This window comes from Paenibacillus sp. FSL K6-1096, from assembly GCF_037977055.1.
Classification (GTDB): Bacteria; Bacillota; Bacilli; order Paenibacillales; family Paenibacillaceae; genus Paenibacillus_AQ.
Genome location: NZ_CP150274.1, coordinates 133582 through 148212, shown reverse-complemented (window position 1 = coordinate 148212; position 14631 = coordinate 133582). Strand labels below are relative to the sequence as shown.

The window sequence follows — 14631 nt, the reverse complement described above, 5'->3', positions numbered from 1 at the left end:
CCCCCTTCTCTTGTCTAGTTTGCTCATTCAGGTTTCACCCATTCGCTTTGTACAATTCGTAGATACTGCGCTTCACCGTTTTTAACGATTTTAAACAGACCGGTGTCGAAATCCGTATCCAGCTCCCGGAAGAAGGTTCCCTTCAGGACTTCATCTCCATCAGGCTCATCCTCCAGGATATAACGGTTTCCCTTCTTCACCAGATAGGCGTTAAACCCGCGCTCATGCGTCTGTTCCAGCAATTCGGGATAACGCTGCACAGCAACGATATGAAGATCTATTGTGCCGACCAGCTCCATCAGCTCATTGATGAAGTTCCCCCGTGTAATCTCCTGCCACAGCGTTTGGGTAGACTGGCCGATGACGATTTGGGTTACTTGGTGTTCACGGGCAGCTTCCACAATAACCTGTGCGGGCTTTCTGCCGCCCGAGCTGCGGGTCAGGAATTGTCCCCCGGCCTCCTTCGTCTGATTCGCCCAGCCGGACAGGTACAGCTGCTTCTCCGGGCTATACTCCTGGTCTCCATCTGAACCCGCATCCACCGTCAGGACAACAAGCGGCGCCTGCAGCTTCATGGCCAGCTCACTGCCCCTCTGGATCAGCCGCTGCCCATGGGGGCCGTAATGTACGCATACCATGATACTTTCCTGTTTCGTTTCCAGATTCATGTCCAACATTCCTTTCCTACGCAACAGTTAATTTTTTCCATTTCACAACACAAAAAGAGCCCGCTGTTGGCAGGCTCCTCCGGTTACTCCCATATACAATTGGTCTTATTATATAGTCCCCGGGAATGAAAGTAAAGGATGAGGCAGGGCAAAAATAGCACTTAATCCGGATTCAAAATCTTAAACTCGCCCGGAGTATAGGATTGTTCTGCGTAATTTCCTCCCCAATTACAAAGCAGTCTCAAAACGGGTTCGAGGGATTGACCCAGCTCTGTCATTGAGTATTCCACCTTAGGCGGTACTTGATTGTACATGGTTCTGCGGATTAATCCGTCCGTCTCCAGTTCCCGAAGTGTTTGAATCAGCATCTTTTGCGAAATATTATGAACAAGCCGCTTAAGCTCCCCTGTCCGCTTCGGTCCTTGGATTAAATAGTACAGCACAAGCCCCTTCCACTTCCCTCCGATGACCTCTAGTGTAACTTCCAGTTCACAGTGAAAGATTTTCATAACAATCCATCATCTCCTGAGTTGATACACAAACGTTAAGTTGATTTAGATTTGAGCCACTCCGCCGTCTGCGAATAATTCAATGCCGTTCAAATAGCTGCTCTCATCTGAGGCCAGGAACATGACTGCATTTGCAATCTCTTGTACCTGTCCTACTCTGCCGAGCGGGACATCTGTTTTGGCCTGTTCCAGGTAATTGTCAAGTGCGGAGCCGAACAATTCATCGTACGCCGGTGTGACGACTGAACCCGGACTAAGGACGTTCATCCGAATCTCTGTCCCTTTCGTATCCAGAATCCAGTTGCGGACGAGTTGTCTGATCGCTGCCTTGGAGGCGCCATAGATACTGAACGCAGGTACCCCCATTGAGCCGGCCGTAGAGCCTGTCAGGATAATGGAACCTTTTTGATTAGGGAACAAGGGTAATGCTTTTTGTACGGTGAAAATAGTTCCTTTGACGTTGACATCAAAAGTCTTGTAGTAGTGGGCTTCCGTGATTTCGCCTAACGGCAGGAATGACCCTAGTCCGGCATTTGCAAAGAGAATGTCCAGGTGTCCCTTTTCCCGCTTGACAGTATCAAATAAGGTGTCCAGATCTTCCAGCTTGGAGATGTCACCTTGAACGCCTGTAACATTCTGACCGATCTGCTGTACCGCTTCATTTAATTCACGCTGTCTGCGTCCTGTGATAAACACGTAAGCCCCTTCTCGTAAGAACTGCTCTGCCGCCGCAAGCCCGATGCCGCTTGTCCCTCCAGTTACAACTGCCACTTTCCCGTCAAATCTACCCATACTATTATACACTCCTTTTATGATTGATAGTTCCTACGAACGCTAGTATGGAGGAAAAGTTACAAGAAAAATAGTACCCACTTTTTTGTGATATAGTCACCAAAAGGTGATAATTGAAGAGGCTTAAGGGAGGATGCTGACACTCTATATTTTCTGCTTCTCCACCATCTTGTAATACATTCCCTGCTGAACCAGTAATTCAGCTGGACTGCCCTGTTCTACAATCCGGCCCCTATCCACCACCAGGATGATATCCGCATTCTTCACAGTGGACAGCCGGTGTGCGATCACCAGGATCGTCTGCTTGCCCTTCAGGCTCAGCAACGTATCGCTCAAGTCACTCTCCGTCAAGGCGTCCAGAGCGGAGGTGTACTCATCCAGCATCAGGATACGCGGTTCACTCATGAATACCCGGGCCAACAGAATCCGCTGGATCTCTCCGCCGGAGAGATTGTCACCGTGGTTCTCCACTTGCTTGTCATACCCTTCAGGCATGGCTTGTACGAATGAATTTACATGGGCAAGATCAACAGCAGTACTGAATTTGCGCCAGGCCTCTTCGTGCATGTCTTCCTTTTGCAGCGGGTAGATGATGTTGTCCAGAATGGACTTGTTCCAAAGCACTCCCTTTTGCGGGGAATGGCCAACATATCTTCTTAATTCATGAATGTCCAGCTCTTGGATCGGAACTCCGTCCAGGCAGATCTCCCCTTCGTCCGGCTCTATGAACCTGTGGATCAGCTCGAATATCGTAGATTTACCTGATCCGCTTATTCCAACAATACCTACGAATGCACCTGGTTGGATGTCCAGATTAAAGTCAGTGATGCCAAAAGAATCGTCTGGAGCGTACCTGTACGAGACATTCCTCATCTGTAGGAGGGGGATGCGGCTATATTCAGGAACCTTAGCTCCTGAATCTGTTTTTTTCAAGTTCAGGATTTCATTCAGGTTGCCCATAATGACCTTCATCCGGCTCGTATCGGTATTCAGTGAAAACAATGTTTTGAATATGCTGTACAATCTTGGAAGAATAACAATGAAGGCCAGCAAAGTACCTGGTGAGATGCGGCCTTTCAGGATCAGGTACAGGCTATAGCCATAAATGATACCCGTAATTAAGGATATAATCGTATCCGCAACTAGATTTAAAACCACATGATGAAACACCCGGGATTGCCGGGATATCCTCCAAGCATCGTCATTCCAGCCGCTCCAACGCTTCCGCTCTGCCTGATGTCCATTACACCTGTGGACTGCCCCCAGATTTGTGAAGAAATCATTTAAATAATTTATGCCTTCTTCCAGAACGCAATAATATTTCTTGTCCAGCGTCTCCGTCCTGTTCCTGAAGCGTCTGAAGCCATACATAAATAGAGGAAAGGATAGTAGAGTCACGAGTGTAAGCTCGACGCTCATTGAGAACATGATCCACAGGGTAACGAGCAGCAGAATACCGTTCGCGACCATAGTCATAAGCGTATCTACTACAAAGACCTCACATAGCATTCCCACCTGCGAGGTAATCCGGTTGATGATCTCCCCTCTTCCGATGCTGTCCACATTCCTTGGCCGGATCTCCAGCAAATGAGAAAACAGCCGCAGGCGAAGATTCTTGGATAAATGGTTCCCGAGTTCATTGTTGTAATAGGAGGTGGCGCTGTTCAAGGCAGCATATGCAATGGGGATTAGAATGAGCAGAACAATATAGAGCGCAGCCTTCCCCATCTGCCGCTCTGGCAGGATATCGTCGAATAGGTCTTTGAACAGGAGGGGCTGAAGCGTTGAGACGACTGCGGCTAAAATATTGAAGAGTAGAATCATAACAAGGATTCGCTTACTGTTAGACAATATTTCCTTAATCAACGTCCGGGTTGGATTCATAAGCCCGCAGAACCTCCTTCAAGAGCGCAGCTTATGTAAGCATAACGAACAGGGAAAATGAAGTTAACCTGTCTAATAATAGACAATCACCTGTCAGATTATAGAATTTTTTTGTAGTAAAACGCAACAAGGTCACTCTGCGAACTCTTATCCACCAATTAACATGCACCTTGTCCAATCCAGAAGGAAATTATAGTTTCCTATCCAAAGAAAAAGCCAGCGTCCGTTAGGATTCACTGGCTTCTTACTATCATGAATACTTACTTGAACCTACTTCCAATATCCTCTACTGAAGGCAATCGAGCCGTCATAATCGATGTAAACCCCGCCAATCCGCGGATCGCGCAGAATATCTGCGATGTAATTATATACCGGAATGATGACTGCTTCTTTCATCAGCAATTGCTCTGCTTTGGCGTACAGCTGAACCCGCTTCGCGGCATCGAAGGTCTGCTCCGCCTGCTTCACAAGCTGATCATAGGTCTTGTTCGACCAGCCTGAATCGTTGTCGGCACTGTCTGTACTGAAGAAATTCAGGAATGTCGCCGGGTCATTATAATCAGCGGTCCAGCCGGCACGGGTAACCTGGTAGCTCCCGCTAAGCCGCTTAGCCAGGTAGCTCTCCCACTTCTGCGATTCTATCGTGGCGGTTATGCCCAGCTTTTCCTTCCATTGCTCTGCAACCATTGTTGTCACTGCCGCATGAGCCTTACCTTCATTGACATGAATGGAGAACGGCGGAAGCGCGCTCAGTCCCTCCTGCTTGAGCCCTTTGGCCAGCAGTTCCTTGGCCTTGTTCGTATTAGACCGGTCGAAGGCGGTATCACTAACCTCTGCACGGTACTGTGCTTTGGAACCGAAAAGGGTCCAAGGCACGAAGCCATAAGCTGGGATGGCCATCGGCATCTCATCCTGATCTATAGCCAAGGCCAGCGCCTTGCGGATATTGATGTTGCTGAAGGGCTTCTGCTTCAGATTGAACTGATAATAGTAGGTAGAAGCATAAGGAGCGTAAGTGAAGTCATCCTCATCAATCTGAGCTTCATAGGTAAGATCAACCGGAGTGTTGCCTCCCCCTACCCAATCCACCTGTCCACTCACGAAGGCTTCGGTCGAATTCTTCCATTTCTGACCCAGCGGAGACAGTAGAACCACCTCGCTCAGCCGGATGGTTGCAGCCCCGTAGTAGTAAGGATTTTTGACCAGCTTGATCTCTGTAATGCTCCGTGATTGCAGCTGAAACGGTCCATTGGTGATACCAGCAGCTTCCTTTGCCTCTTGCGACACCGGGAAGTAGACCGGCTCGGCCAACAGCGAAGGGAAATAGGCGTATTTCCCTGTGAGTGTAACCTGAAGGGTGCTATCATTGATGGCCTTCACCCCAACCTTGGCAAAATCCTTTAGCTTGCCGGTATGATAGTTCTCCGCTCCAGCCACATAGTACATTTTGTACAGATATCCTGCCTCCCGCCCCGGCGTAAGCGCCTGCTTCCAGGCATACACGAAATCGGCAGCCTTCAGCTTCTTGCCATTGCTCCACTTGGCATTCGCCCGCAGCTTGAAGGTATAGGTCTTTCCGTCTTCTCCAACTGTCCAGGACTGGGCAACTCCGGGAACAGGTTTGCCGTTCTTGTCGAGCCGGACCAGACCCTCGTACAATGCCTTGATGACACTTGCCTTATCCTGATCTCCGGCCTCAATGCTCGGCGGGTCCAGCAGAATCGGTAATTCGTCCATCCCGATGCGCAGCACCTGCTGCTCTGCCGCCGCTGCTATCCCGCTGCCGGGCACACTCCCGAGCACCGCCAGCAGTATGACGAGCGCGGCTAACCAAACTTTTCTCATCTGAATTTCCCCTTAGCTATGTAATGTCACGCCCTCTCATCTTAGCATATCCGGTAATATTTACCGCACCAAATTTGTGAGTTCAGATTGAAAATTTAGCATATAGCCAGCTGTACGTTATAATGGGAAAAGCCCACTTTTGGCCATGCCTACATAAGGAGAGATTAAAGACATGCAGCATTCGAACAAGGTCTATGCCGCTACAGAGCGCCTGATGCTCCGGCATTTTGAAATACAGGATGTTAATGCACTGTATCAGTACCGTTCAGATCCTGAAATCGCGCGGTTTCAATCGTGGGAGAATTATACGTATGAGGCGGCTGAGGCGTTTGTCCAAGCGCAAATCGCGCAGAAGCCCGATGAGCCGGGCACCTGGCTTCAATACGCCATCGCTCTGGCGGATTCCAATCAGCTCATTGGGGACTGCGCTGTTCACACCCTGCAGGCGGAGCCGCGGATGGTAGAGATTGGCTACACCCTGGCACCGGAGCACCAGGGAAAGGGTTACGTTCATGAGGCGCTCGGAGGTTTGTTCGGCTATATTTTCGATACGCTGGACAAGCACAAGATTATTGCTTTTACTGATGTGCGCAACGGCAAGTCCATTCGGGTGCTGGAACGCAAGGGGATGAGACGCGAAGGACATTTGCTGCAAAATTACTGGTCCAAGGGAAGCTGGACCGATGAATATCAGTACGCCCTGCTTGCATCAGAGTGGCGGAACAGGTGAGCAGATTCCTGGAAGACACATTCTGATTCTAAGCATCCCGCTTCCGGTACAACACAAGCGCTGCTGTTATGAAGAGAATGATCCATAGTATGGATATGCCTGTCCCTTGCAATCGTGATAGAGCATTGTGGGGATATGCGGCAGGCGGGGCATACATGTAATAGCCAGCTACATCTGGAAGATAGTCTGGCAGGTACGCTCCGGCCATTGGACTGACAATGAAATAATAACCGAGCAGGATCACCAGGGCGGGAGTGGTTCTTCTCAAAATAGCGCCTGCTGCTGCACCAAGCAGTGCAGTTAAGGTTAAATAGCCCGTGCCTCCTCCCAGGCACGCAGCGATTTGATCTGGCTCAAGCCCAACGGTAGTGTCCCTCAGCATCAAGCCGGCGTATAGCACTCCAGATGCGGCCATAAGGAATGCCGCAGGTACAGCGATTATAACTAATGCCAGATACTTCACGGATAATTGCAGCCCGCGCCACGGGAGTACAGTAAGCGTCGTCCGAATTTGTCCCCCTGTGTACTCTGAAGCCGTGGCTGTTATTCCAAGCATCATGAAGCCTGCTTGAAGATACCGCATCGAGGCCAGTCCTGTATTCAGGAACGTATACGTCCCCGGCTCACTCTGCAGAGCCACAGAAGTATATGCTGCAGTCACTACGCACTGAGCGACGAATGTCCCCGCCAGAATAAGCCATATCGCAGGGAGGGTGACTAATTTAACCAGTTCTGCACCAAGGATCCTTGTGAATTTCCTGCCAGCCGGGATATTCATGCTCCAACCTCCCTTCTACGGAAGACAACTGCTGCAATAGTGAGAAGGACGGCTGTCCAGGCCAGCATCACCAGCCCGCCTCTGAGCGGGGTATGATAGGCGTCGTTCATAGACATGAACATATCAATACCCGCCCTATCAGGTAAGTAATAGGCCAGCTTCGTTACCTTGGCGAGCAGGACGCTGAAGGATACCAACGATGAATTGATCATCAGCACAGTGAGCGGGATCATACCGTTCTTCGTCAGAACCGTGAAACTGAAGGCAATTAGCGCAGTGAAAATCCAGTAACATACGGCTCCGGCCAGTCTGGTCCACTCCATGGCCGGGGCGAATTCTCCGAGAATCAGGTGCGTTATTGGCAGGATAGCCGCTATAGCCAAGATACACAGCAGGATGGTGACTACGCTCACCGCCGCTGCTTTGGCCAGGAGTACATGAAGCCGGGAGGATACCGCCGTTAAGCTTGTTATGATCTGCTGCCCGTGTCCGGCCTCGCTGCTCTCTACCGCATACTCACTGCTGACCGCCAGCACCCCCAGAAGAATGACTCCCTGTACCCCGAAGCCTAATCCAAGAAACCCTACTTCCGGCAGCCGGGTGCTGATACCAGCTAGAATATCCTCCTTCTCAGCGATACAGTCCAAAGCGGCAAAGGCCGCAGGTCCCAAGACTCCTATAAGGAATGCCAGCCAGATGCCCGGCAGGGAGAACAGCTTGGATAACTCTGTATAAAAAGCCCTCATCGCAGATCACCTGCATGTCCCGAGGTCAGGGCGAAGAAGGCCTGCTCCAGCGTGGAGTGGCTGCCGGTCACCTCTTGGAGTGTTCCATCCGCAACGATTCTCCCCTGCTTAATGATCACCACATCGTCCACCGTCTCGGCAAGCTCACCCATAAGATGACTGGAGAGCAGCACCGTATTCCCTGCCTCTGCACGTTGCCGCAGAAATGTCCGAATCCAACGGATGCCTTCCGGGTCAAGTCCGTTCACAGGTTCATCCAAAATCAGGATCTCCGGGTCTGCAAGCAGCGCAGCCGCGATTCCCAGTCTTCTCCCCATGCCGAGAGAATACCGCTTCACTCTAGTGCCTGCTGCCTTGGTAAGACCTACGATATCCAGCACCTCCTCGACACGGGAGCGGGGCAGGCCGGCGGCGCAAGCGATCCAGTGCAGGTGTGCCCGTCCTGTCCGCATCGGATGTGCTCCAGATCCGTCCAGTGCGGCACCTACGGTTTGCAGCGGATGTTGTAATTCTGCGAAGGGCTTGCCATGAATCAAGGCACTCCCTGAGGTAGCATGATCCAATCCGAGCAGGATACGGAGGGTGGAGCTTTTGCCGGCCCCGTTGGGTCCGAGGAACCCCGTGACTCTTCCTGGTCTGGCCTCGAAGGTGATTCCAGATAGAATCTCCTCCGTTCCGCGGCGTTTGACTAAGTTATTGATGGTGAGCAACCATAACACATCCTTTCGTTATGGTGCTAAGTATACAGATGCAAGGTTACATCCCGGTGGGCAGGCTGTTTACTTCTGGGTTAACTTCAGGTTACACTCTGCCAAATGACTACACTTGTTCCCTCTCCGCTTGAGTTAAATTGAGCCTTCAGCTTCATGGTGTTCAGCATATAATGGACCGTCGACAGCCCCATTCCCGCTCCGCCATCGTATGTGGAATGATTCATGCCCTGGCCTCTGTCAGCGACAAGAATCCGTTCCTGCTGCACATCTACAGCAATAAAAATATATTTCCCGTCTATTGCATGGCGAATGACATTCTGAAACAAATTATCCAGCACCCGGGTCATCCATTTGGGATCTGCTGTCCAGTGGAAGGTCTCTTCTGCGGGCAGGTCAACCTCGACCTGAATGCCGTGCTCCTCAAATACCGGATACCATGCAGCAACCGAGGCTCTTACCAGGCGTCCCATGTCTGTGAATGCAGGCTCAAAGGGATATTTGCCTGAGGTAAGCAAGGTATACGAGAGCAAATCATCCATCAGCTCACCGGTCCGTGTAATAGTCTGATTGATCTCTGCTAAGGAGTTCTGTCCCTCTGGACTCATCGGTTCTTTGCTCAGCCGGGTAACATGTCCCCGAATGACGGTCAGCGGCGTCCGCAGGTCGTGGGACATGTTGGCAATAAGCCGTTGCCGCAGCCCTGCCTCTTGCTGCTCCCGCACGCGGCTGTCTTCCAGTTGCCGGATCATCCGGTTGAAGGAACCGCCTAACTGGTCTATTTCATCCATGCGATCCTTTTGAACCAGGACAGGCTCAGGCCATGAATCCGCAGTGGGAGCTGCGGACATAGCTTGCTGTAGACGGGTCAGACGTTTGCGGAGTCTCCAGAAGAACAGCCAGGATAGAGCAACGAAAGCCACAATGATACAAGTGAACATAAGCACTGTAATGTAAAACAGGTTCAGCGTATTGAACTTTGGCCATGTCCCGGAGGTTCCGAAGAACGATGAGAAGACCATCAGCGCGATGGGCGGAAGAAGGATGAACAGGAAATGCAGCTTTAGGAAATGGCGAAACAAGGATCGGGGCTGCTTCATAGCTTCACCCGGTAGCCGATTCCCTTCAGCGTCTCAATAATCTCCGGAGTCTCCGGGTCACGCTCCAGCTTCTGCCGCAGCCGGTGGAGATGTACCAGTAAAGTCTTGTCTCCAGGAATATAAGCTTCTTCCCAGACAGCTTCATAGAGCTGTTCCTTCGGCAGAACCTGATTCGGATGGCGCAGGAAATACATTAAGATCTGGTGCTGCTTTCCTGTCAAAATAATCTCTTCGCCTGTACGCTTGTCATAGATGGTCTGGAGCTTCTTGTCCACTTCAATGTGAGTGCCCAGTGTAATGCGGTCCGAGGAGACTCCGCCGCTCCGGCGGATTAAAACCTCCAGCCTGGCCACCAATTCATCGGTATGAAAGGGCTTCGTAACGTAATCATCTGCAAATTGTAAGCCCTCCACCTTATCGTCGACGGAGGTCCGGGCGGTTAACAGCAGCACAGGAACGGCGGGTGCCGCCTTCTTTAGGCGTTTGCCTACTGTGAATCCATCTAATCCCGGTAACATAATATCCAGAATAACGACATCAACCTGCGCGACCTCAGCCTCGGCTCCTTCTCCCGACAGCAGCCACTGTACCGTATATCCCCGCTGCTCCAGCTCCTCTTTTACCCAAGTGCCGATTTTCTCATTATCTTCAATATAAAGTATGTTTGTTCTCAAGTGATCTCCTGCTCTCTATTAATCTCTTCTGTTCTCCCTTCTTATTATACTGGTTAATTAATTCATCCAATACCATAGATTGCTTAAGAACAGCGGGATGCTGTAGATCATGGTGTTTCTCCGCCAGCATGTGAAGCTGGTTCCGGGCACACTCAATGCGGGCTTGTACAAGCATATTTCTGTTCACCATAGAATCCTCCCTTTATGCTATCTTAGAATTTTATGACAGATAATAGGATGTTCGTTTAATTGCACAAAAAAGGCGCCTCCCGAAACTTCAGGAGCGCCCCTGTATATTTTCGCGAAAATGATTAAGTTCCCCAGCCATGCGCCAGTGTAGTCACTAAGGTTACCGTAGAAATAACAAATGAAACACTACAGAACGTCAATAAGCTGATCATCTGTCTTGCCCGATTCATAAGGTATGTATGGCGCGAACCGCTCTAAGATGCTGTCGACATTAAGCTTGAATACATTCGCCGCTTGAACGATATAACGCACTGCAATAAATATTTCATTCTCTTGAAGTGCTATATAATCAGCGTACTCATGGATTACATCCAATTCTCCGGACATTAACCGGTACAGATAGGTGTCAGCAACGGCTCATTCAGTAAATCGATTGTGTCAGACCGGCGTCCTTCCAGCCCATATATGTGAGCAGATCATTCCGGATAGAATTTACCGATCCCAAACCACGCACCTCCTTCCATAAAATAGGATTAAAAGCATACATATTAGCGGATACTAAAGTGAATCTAACGACGCTCAATAATAAAGGGATATTTTACTATTTAACCCGTTTACATCTATTATTATATACTGAAAAACATTTAACGCAATATATTTCGTGTATTATAAATCGTTAAATTAACTTGTTTCCTCCCCTATCATAAAAACATACCGAAAAGTTGAGGGAGATATTGCATTTTGAGGATAAAGGATGCACGGAAAGCTGCAGGGTATACCCAAGAATCCATCGTTCATCAGATTAATAACACCATGAAATGCACCTTGCGCAACTACCAGAATATTGAGTACGGTGTGGTACTCCCGAATGTTACATTGGCGCTTCTAATCAGTCACTTGTTTGGCGTTGATCCCCGTGAAATAGATGAATGGAAATACTCAAATCAGCGTACAGATGCGGAGAAAAGTGGCAATTGAATTTCCATTGTCCTATTTTTTCACGGCAAAAAGGTTCATTTTACACGCAAAAAACCACCGATGAAGGTTGTAAATCTGCACCGGTGGTTTTTTGTTTTTTATGAGTACAACGCATTAATCCTTATATATTCTTCTATAACTATCGCGCAGGCGCACTCCGTCACCTTCTAACACACTGACAGCATAATCCCCGAGTTCTTCCGAGTAATTAAAATGCACATTGGCTCCCGTGTCCAGGAACACAATCATCACATCATGGCTGCGGCATTGCTCGATGATCTGAATACCGTTGTGCCGGGCAAACGCCTGGAAATCTTCCCATGTGCGGAATTCAGTATCCTCCCCGATGAATTTCATATTCTCGCCGGTGAGTTGCCCTTCCTCATCATAAAAAATCTCCAGCAGCCAATGCTTGAACTGAAAGCCCAATATCGTTCCTGTGATGCTGCTGTGGCTTTCTTTGGTCGTGCACAGCGTAACCAGCTCCGGGAACTGGAGTTTCTGCTGATCCGGAAGCTTGAAGAAGCCGCCCTGCTTCAGGTATTCGCTGACCGTACAGCCCATGCTCTCCATCTCCAGGATCATTGGCTCGGCTATGATGCGGTTCATTTTACTTGAGTTGCCGTAACGGGTGCTAATCTGATCCAGCAGATAATCGCCATGGTCCGCCGAATACTGGAAAATTACCCGCATTCCGTTGCTCAGCTGCGTTCTGATGCTCTTCCGGGTCTGTGTGCAGCTGACCGATGTCAGCCCCAGCCCGGCCACGTAACCCCCGAAATTCTGCCATAGGTGCATGTCACTCTCCGTAACTCTCCGTCCTCTGCGGCTGAAGTCTAACTGTGATCCGAAATAGCCTTTTTGTGTGTAAATCACCGTTAACCTGCATTGCCGGAACTCAAATTCCAGGCTGAGGCCGTGCTCACTTCTATAGCTGGCTTGACAGTCAAGCAGCAGCTCCTGAACCGTCCGTCCGTGATTCTCCGGTATCTCGATATAACCGCCATATGTTATGAAACTGTCTAGCTGGTTGAAGCTGCTTAATTTCTTAGAACGACTTATGATCATCACCTCGTAGCTCTAACATCTATTCGTTTCTCACCGGGAAATACACCTGATAAGGCTCATACCCGATGTCGCGGATTCTTCTAAGCTGGATGCCCGGGTCCTGACGGGTGGTCTTGAAGAAATAACGCCAGCTCCCCCACTCCCGCTCGTTCTCCATGATGATCTCACCAGCGGCATCCGCTAACGGGGTGTACAGAATCCGCTCATGCTCGGTAATGCCGGCCAGCACTTCAGGACCGTAACGGAATGCGCCTGTCTGCTCATCATCCGGCAGGGGGATGAAGCGGATACCCACCGGCAGAATGATGCTGATCCGGTCGCCGTCCTGCCAATTCCGCAGCAGCGTGTAGAATGCCGTGTGGTCCGCAGATTTACCGTGCAGCTGATCGTTTACATAGATGACGGCCTCCGACATGATCCAGTCCGGTATCCGCAGATGGATGGCGAATTCTCGGGCAGCGCTGGTATGGACGGTGAAGTCATATTTTCTATAATCCGGCATATTCTCGTGCAGCGCTGTAATCTCATTCAATTCCTGCTGTCCTGCCGTATTCGAGGAGTTCAGCATACTTCCGCTCATGTAATCCTGCGCCTGCTGAAGCCGTATGCTCCCGCCCTGAATCTCTGTTGTCAGCTCTGAGCGGAAATACTGGCAGACATAGAGATTATCCTGCTCCTGATAATAGATACCTCTATTCAGCGCCGCATTGGCCTGGACCATCGTTCCGTGGCAGCAGAAGAAGCTGTCTGTCTCGGTGCTCCAGTCCTTGCGCAGCCCGGCCTTCATCGGCAGGAAGTAAGTGAGCAGCCCGGTTGCCGGGTCGCTGTGCTTATTGCCGGTCAGATGATATTCCTGATAATAAGCCTGGGCCATAATCCCGTTATACATATTATATTCAATATACTGCGCATAGGCGGGGTCTGAGGTATGCCGGAACAGGAACTCTGCCAGGCGGATCATATTATATACCGTACAATGCTCCTGATTCTTGTCGCCCAGGCGGGCCTTGATCTTCATCTTCGGCATCCACACCTCACCGGCCGTATTGCCGCCCGTAGCCAGCATTCCCCGTTCGGTCACCGCACACTTCCAGTAAGCCGTAACAATGTCCATCCAGCGCTGCTCGCCGGTGACCTCGTAAGCTCTGGCGCAGCCGAGCACCTCAGGAATGGTTGTATTGGCGTGCATGTTGGTCAGCGGGTCTTTATTCTCTAATAGCGGCCGGAAAAGTCTGCTGCGGTAATAGCGCTCCAGCAAGGTCGTATATTTGGCATCTCCTGTAATCTGAAGCAGATCCGCCCACGCCTCCAGCATACCGCCGGTCTCCATATCGAGAATGTCGTCGAATTTCTCTCTGGTGAAGCCCGTGCTCCAATTTACGAACCAGTCCGCATAACGATTGGCGATGTCTAGCGCCTTGCTGCTGCCGGTGAACTGATACATATCCACAAGACCCATAAACAACTTATGAATATTATATTGCGGAGCCCAGATTGCCTTGCCTTGAGCCACCCAGTGCAGATATTTCTCAGGAATCGCCCCGGCCCATTGCCCGCCGTTGTCCTTCTGGCATTCAGCCAGCTCGTCCAGAATAAGATCGGCCTTCACCTTAATTTCTATGTCCCCTGTCTCATGATACCGGATCGCTGCCGCAGACAGCCAGTGTCCCAGAAAATGTCCGCGGATCTGGCAGACCGGCGTCTCCCAGCCTCCGTGGGCATCCTCCGGAATCTCCCTGCCATCGAATCTTCCCGCCTCTACCTTATAGTTAAACAGGAGATTATCATTCGTCAGCTTCATCAGATAGCGCCGGTTGGCATCCTCTCTGCGCTTCAAATCACGGTCATGAAGAACGACTTGCTTCCCCTTCAGCTCGATCATTCGTACAGCTCCTTCATTATAATGACTTTGATTTCACACTGAAATTATAAAGAAGCCTTCCGCTGAATCCAATGATGG

The 14631-nt window shown here is 50.2% G+C and carries 15 protein-coding genes; 2 read left to right on the top strand and 13 right to left on the bottom strand.

Annotation, left to right across the window (positions count from 1 at the left end; genetic code table 11):
- Positions 1 to 23: 23 nt before the first annotated feature.
- From MHI24_RS00600 to MHI24_RS00580, 5 genes are all read right to left on the bottom strand, one after another.
- The gene (locus MHI24_RS00600; protein ID WP_340023622.1) at positions 24 to 668 is read right to left on the bottom strand and encodes a universal stress protein; all 645 of its coding nucleotides are present in this window, start codon (positions 666 to 668) and stop codon (positions 24 to 26) included.
- A gap of 161 nt (positions 669 to 829) precedes the next feature.
- Positions 830 to 1177, bottom strand: a complete 348-nt coding sequence (locus tag MHI24_RS00595) for a winged helix-turn-helix transcriptional regulator (RefSeq protein ID WP_340023621.1) — start codon at positions 1175 to 1177, stop codon at positions 830 to 832.
- A gap of 45 nt (positions 1178 to 1222) precedes the next feature.
- A complete protein-coding gene (locus MHI24_RS00590) occupies positions 1223 to 1969 on the bottom strand; it encodes an SDR family oxidoreductase (protein ID WP_340023620.1) in 747 nt (248 codons plus the stop codon).
- 144 nt (positions 1970 to 2113) lie between these two features.
- Positions 2114 to 3853, bottom strand: coding sequence for an ABC transporter ATP-binding protein (locus MHI24_RS00585; protein WP_340023619.1), 1740 nt, complete (start codon positions 3851 to 3853; stop codon positions 2114 to 2116).
- 270 nt (positions 3854 to 4123) lie between these two features.
- A complete protein-coding gene (locus tag MHI24_RS00580) occupies positions 4124 to 5698 on the bottom strand; it encodes a peptide ABC transporter substrate-binding protein (protein WP_340023618.1) in 1575 nt (524 codons plus the stop codon).
- A gap of 172 nt (positions 5699 to 5870) precedes the next feature.
- On the opposite strand from MHI24_RS00580, the gene MHI24_RS00575 reads away from it, so the two are divergent.
- On the top strand, positions 5871 to 6428 hold the full coding sequence (locus MHI24_RS00575) for a GNAT family protein (RefSeq protein WP_340023617.1): 558 nt from the start codon (positions 5871 to 5873) through the stop codon (positions 6426 to 6428).
- A 28-nt stretch (positions 6429 to 6456) separates the two neighbouring features.
- On the opposite strand, the gene MHI24_RS00570 is transcribed toward MHI24_RS00575, so the two are convergent.
- From MHI24_RS00570 to MHI24_RS00545, 6 genes are all read right to left on the bottom strand, one after another.
- Positions 6457 to 7206, bottom strand: a complete 750-nt coding sequence (locus MHI24_RS00570; RefSeq protein ID WP_340023616.1) for an ABC transporter permease — start codon at positions 7204 to 7206, stop codon at positions 6457 to 6459.
- On the bottom strand, positions 7203 to 7952 hold the full coding sequence (locus MHI24_RS00565) for an ABC transporter permease (protein ID WP_340023615.1): 750 nt from the start codon (positions 7950 to 7952) through the stop codon (positions 7203 to 7205). Before MHI24_RS00565 ends, MHI24_RS00570 begins: the two co-directional genes overlap by 4 nt.
- Positions 7949 to 8662, bottom strand: a complete 714-nt coding sequence (locus tag MHI24_RS00560) for an ATP-binding cassette domain-containing protein (RefSeq protein ID WP_340023614.1) — start codon at positions 8660 to 8662, stop codon at positions 7949 to 7951. The genes MHI24_RS00565 and MHI24_RS00560 overlap by 4 nt, the downstream gene beginning before the upstream one ends.
- A gap of 86 nt (positions 8663 to 8748) precedes the next feature.
- Positions 8749 to 9744 (bottom strand): HAMP domain-containing sensor histidine kinase, encoded by a 996-nt coding sequence (locus MHI24_RS00555; protein ID WP_340023613.1) that lies wholly within the window; start codon positions 9742 to 9744, stop codon positions 8749 to 8751.
- Positions 9745 to 9758: 14 nt separating this feature from the next.
- Positions 9759 to 10436 (bottom strand): response regulator transcription factor, encoded by a 678-nt coding sequence (locus MHI24_RS00550; protein ID WP_340023612.1) that lies wholly within the window; start codon positions 10434 to 10436, stop codon positions 9759 to 9761.
- Positions 10411 to 10566, bottom strand: coding sequence for an aspartyl-phosphate phosphatase Spo0E family protein (locus tag MHI24_RS00545; RefSeq protein WP_340026857.1), 156 nt, complete (start codon positions 10564 to 10566; stop codon positions 10411 to 10413). The genes MHI24_RS00550 and MHI24_RS00545 overlap by 26 nt, the downstream gene beginning before the upstream one ends.
- Positions 10567 to 11366: 800 nt before the next feature.
- On the opposite strand from MHI24_RS00545, the gene MHI24_RS00540 reads away from it, so the two are divergent.
- The gene (locus tag MHI24_RS00540) at positions 11367 to 11603 is read left to right on the top strand and encodes a helix-turn-helix transcriptional regulator (RefSeq protein WP_340023611.1); all 237 of its coding nucleotides are present in this window, start codon (positions 11367 to 11369) and stop codon (positions 11601 to 11603) included.
- Positions 11604 to 11717: 114 nt separating this feature from the next.
- On the opposite strand, the gene MHI24_RS00535 is transcribed toward MHI24_RS00540, so the two are convergent.
- A complete protein-coding gene (locus MHI24_RS00535; RefSeq protein WP_340023610.1) occupies positions 11718 to 12671 on the bottom strand; it encodes a hypothetical protein in 954 nt (317 codons plus the stop codon).
- A 19-nt stretch (positions 12672 to 12690) separates the two neighbouring features.
- Positions 12691 to 14553 carry a beta-L-arabinofuranosidase domain-containing protein gene (locus tag MHI24_RS00530; protein ID WP_340023609.1) on the bottom strand — a complete coding sequence of 621 codons (1863 nt, stop codon included), beginning with the start codon at positions 14551 to 14553 and terminating at the stop codon, positions 12691 to 12693.
- Between the last annotated feature and the right edge of the window lie 78 nt (positions 14554 to 14631).

Coding starts and splice junctions, on each gene's coding strand:
- MHI24_RS00600 (WP_340023622.1), bottom strand. CDS start 668: ATGAATCTGGAAACGAAACAGGAAAGTATCATGGTATGCGTACATTAC.
- MHI24_RS00595 (WP_340023621.1), bottom strand. CDS start 1,177: ATGAAAATCTTTCACTGTGAACTGGAAGTTACACTAGAGGTCATCGGA.
- MHI24_RS00590 (WP_340023620.1), bottom strand. CDS start 1,969: ATGGGTAGATTTGACGGGAAAGTGGCAGTTGTAACTGGAGGGACAAGC.
- MHI24_RS00585 (WP_340023619.1), bottom strand. CDS start 3,853: ATGAATCCAACCCGGACGTTGATTAAGGAAATATTGTCTAACAGTAAG.
- MHI24_RS00580 (WP_340023618.1), bottom strand. CDS start 5,698: ATGAGAAAAGTTTGGTTAGCCGCGCTCGTCATACTGCTGGCGGTGCTC.
- MHI24_RS00575 (WP_340023617.1), top strand. CDS start 5,871: ATGCAGCATTCGAACAAGGTCTATGCCGCTACAGAGCGCCTGATGCTC.
- MHI24_RS00570 (WP_340023616.1), bottom strand. CDS start 7,206: ATGAATATCCCGGCTGGCAGGAAATTCACAAGGATCCTTGGTGCAGAA.
- MHI24_RS00565 (WP_340023615.1), bottom strand. CDS start 7,952: ATGAGGGCTTTTTATACAGAGTTATCCAAGCTGTTCTCCCTGCCGGGC.
- MHI24_RS00545 (WP_340026857.1), bottom strand. CDS start 10,566: ATGCTGGCGGAGAAACACCATGATCTACAGCATCCCGCTGTTCTTAAG.
- MHI24_RS00535 (WP_340023610.1), bottom strand. CDS start 12,671: ATGATCATAAGTCGTTCTAAGAAATTAAGCAGCTTCAACCAGCTAGAC.
- MHI24_RS00530 (WP_340023609.1), bottom strand. CDS start 14,553: ATGATCGAGCTGAAGGGGAAGCAAGTCGTTCTTCATGACCGTGATTTG.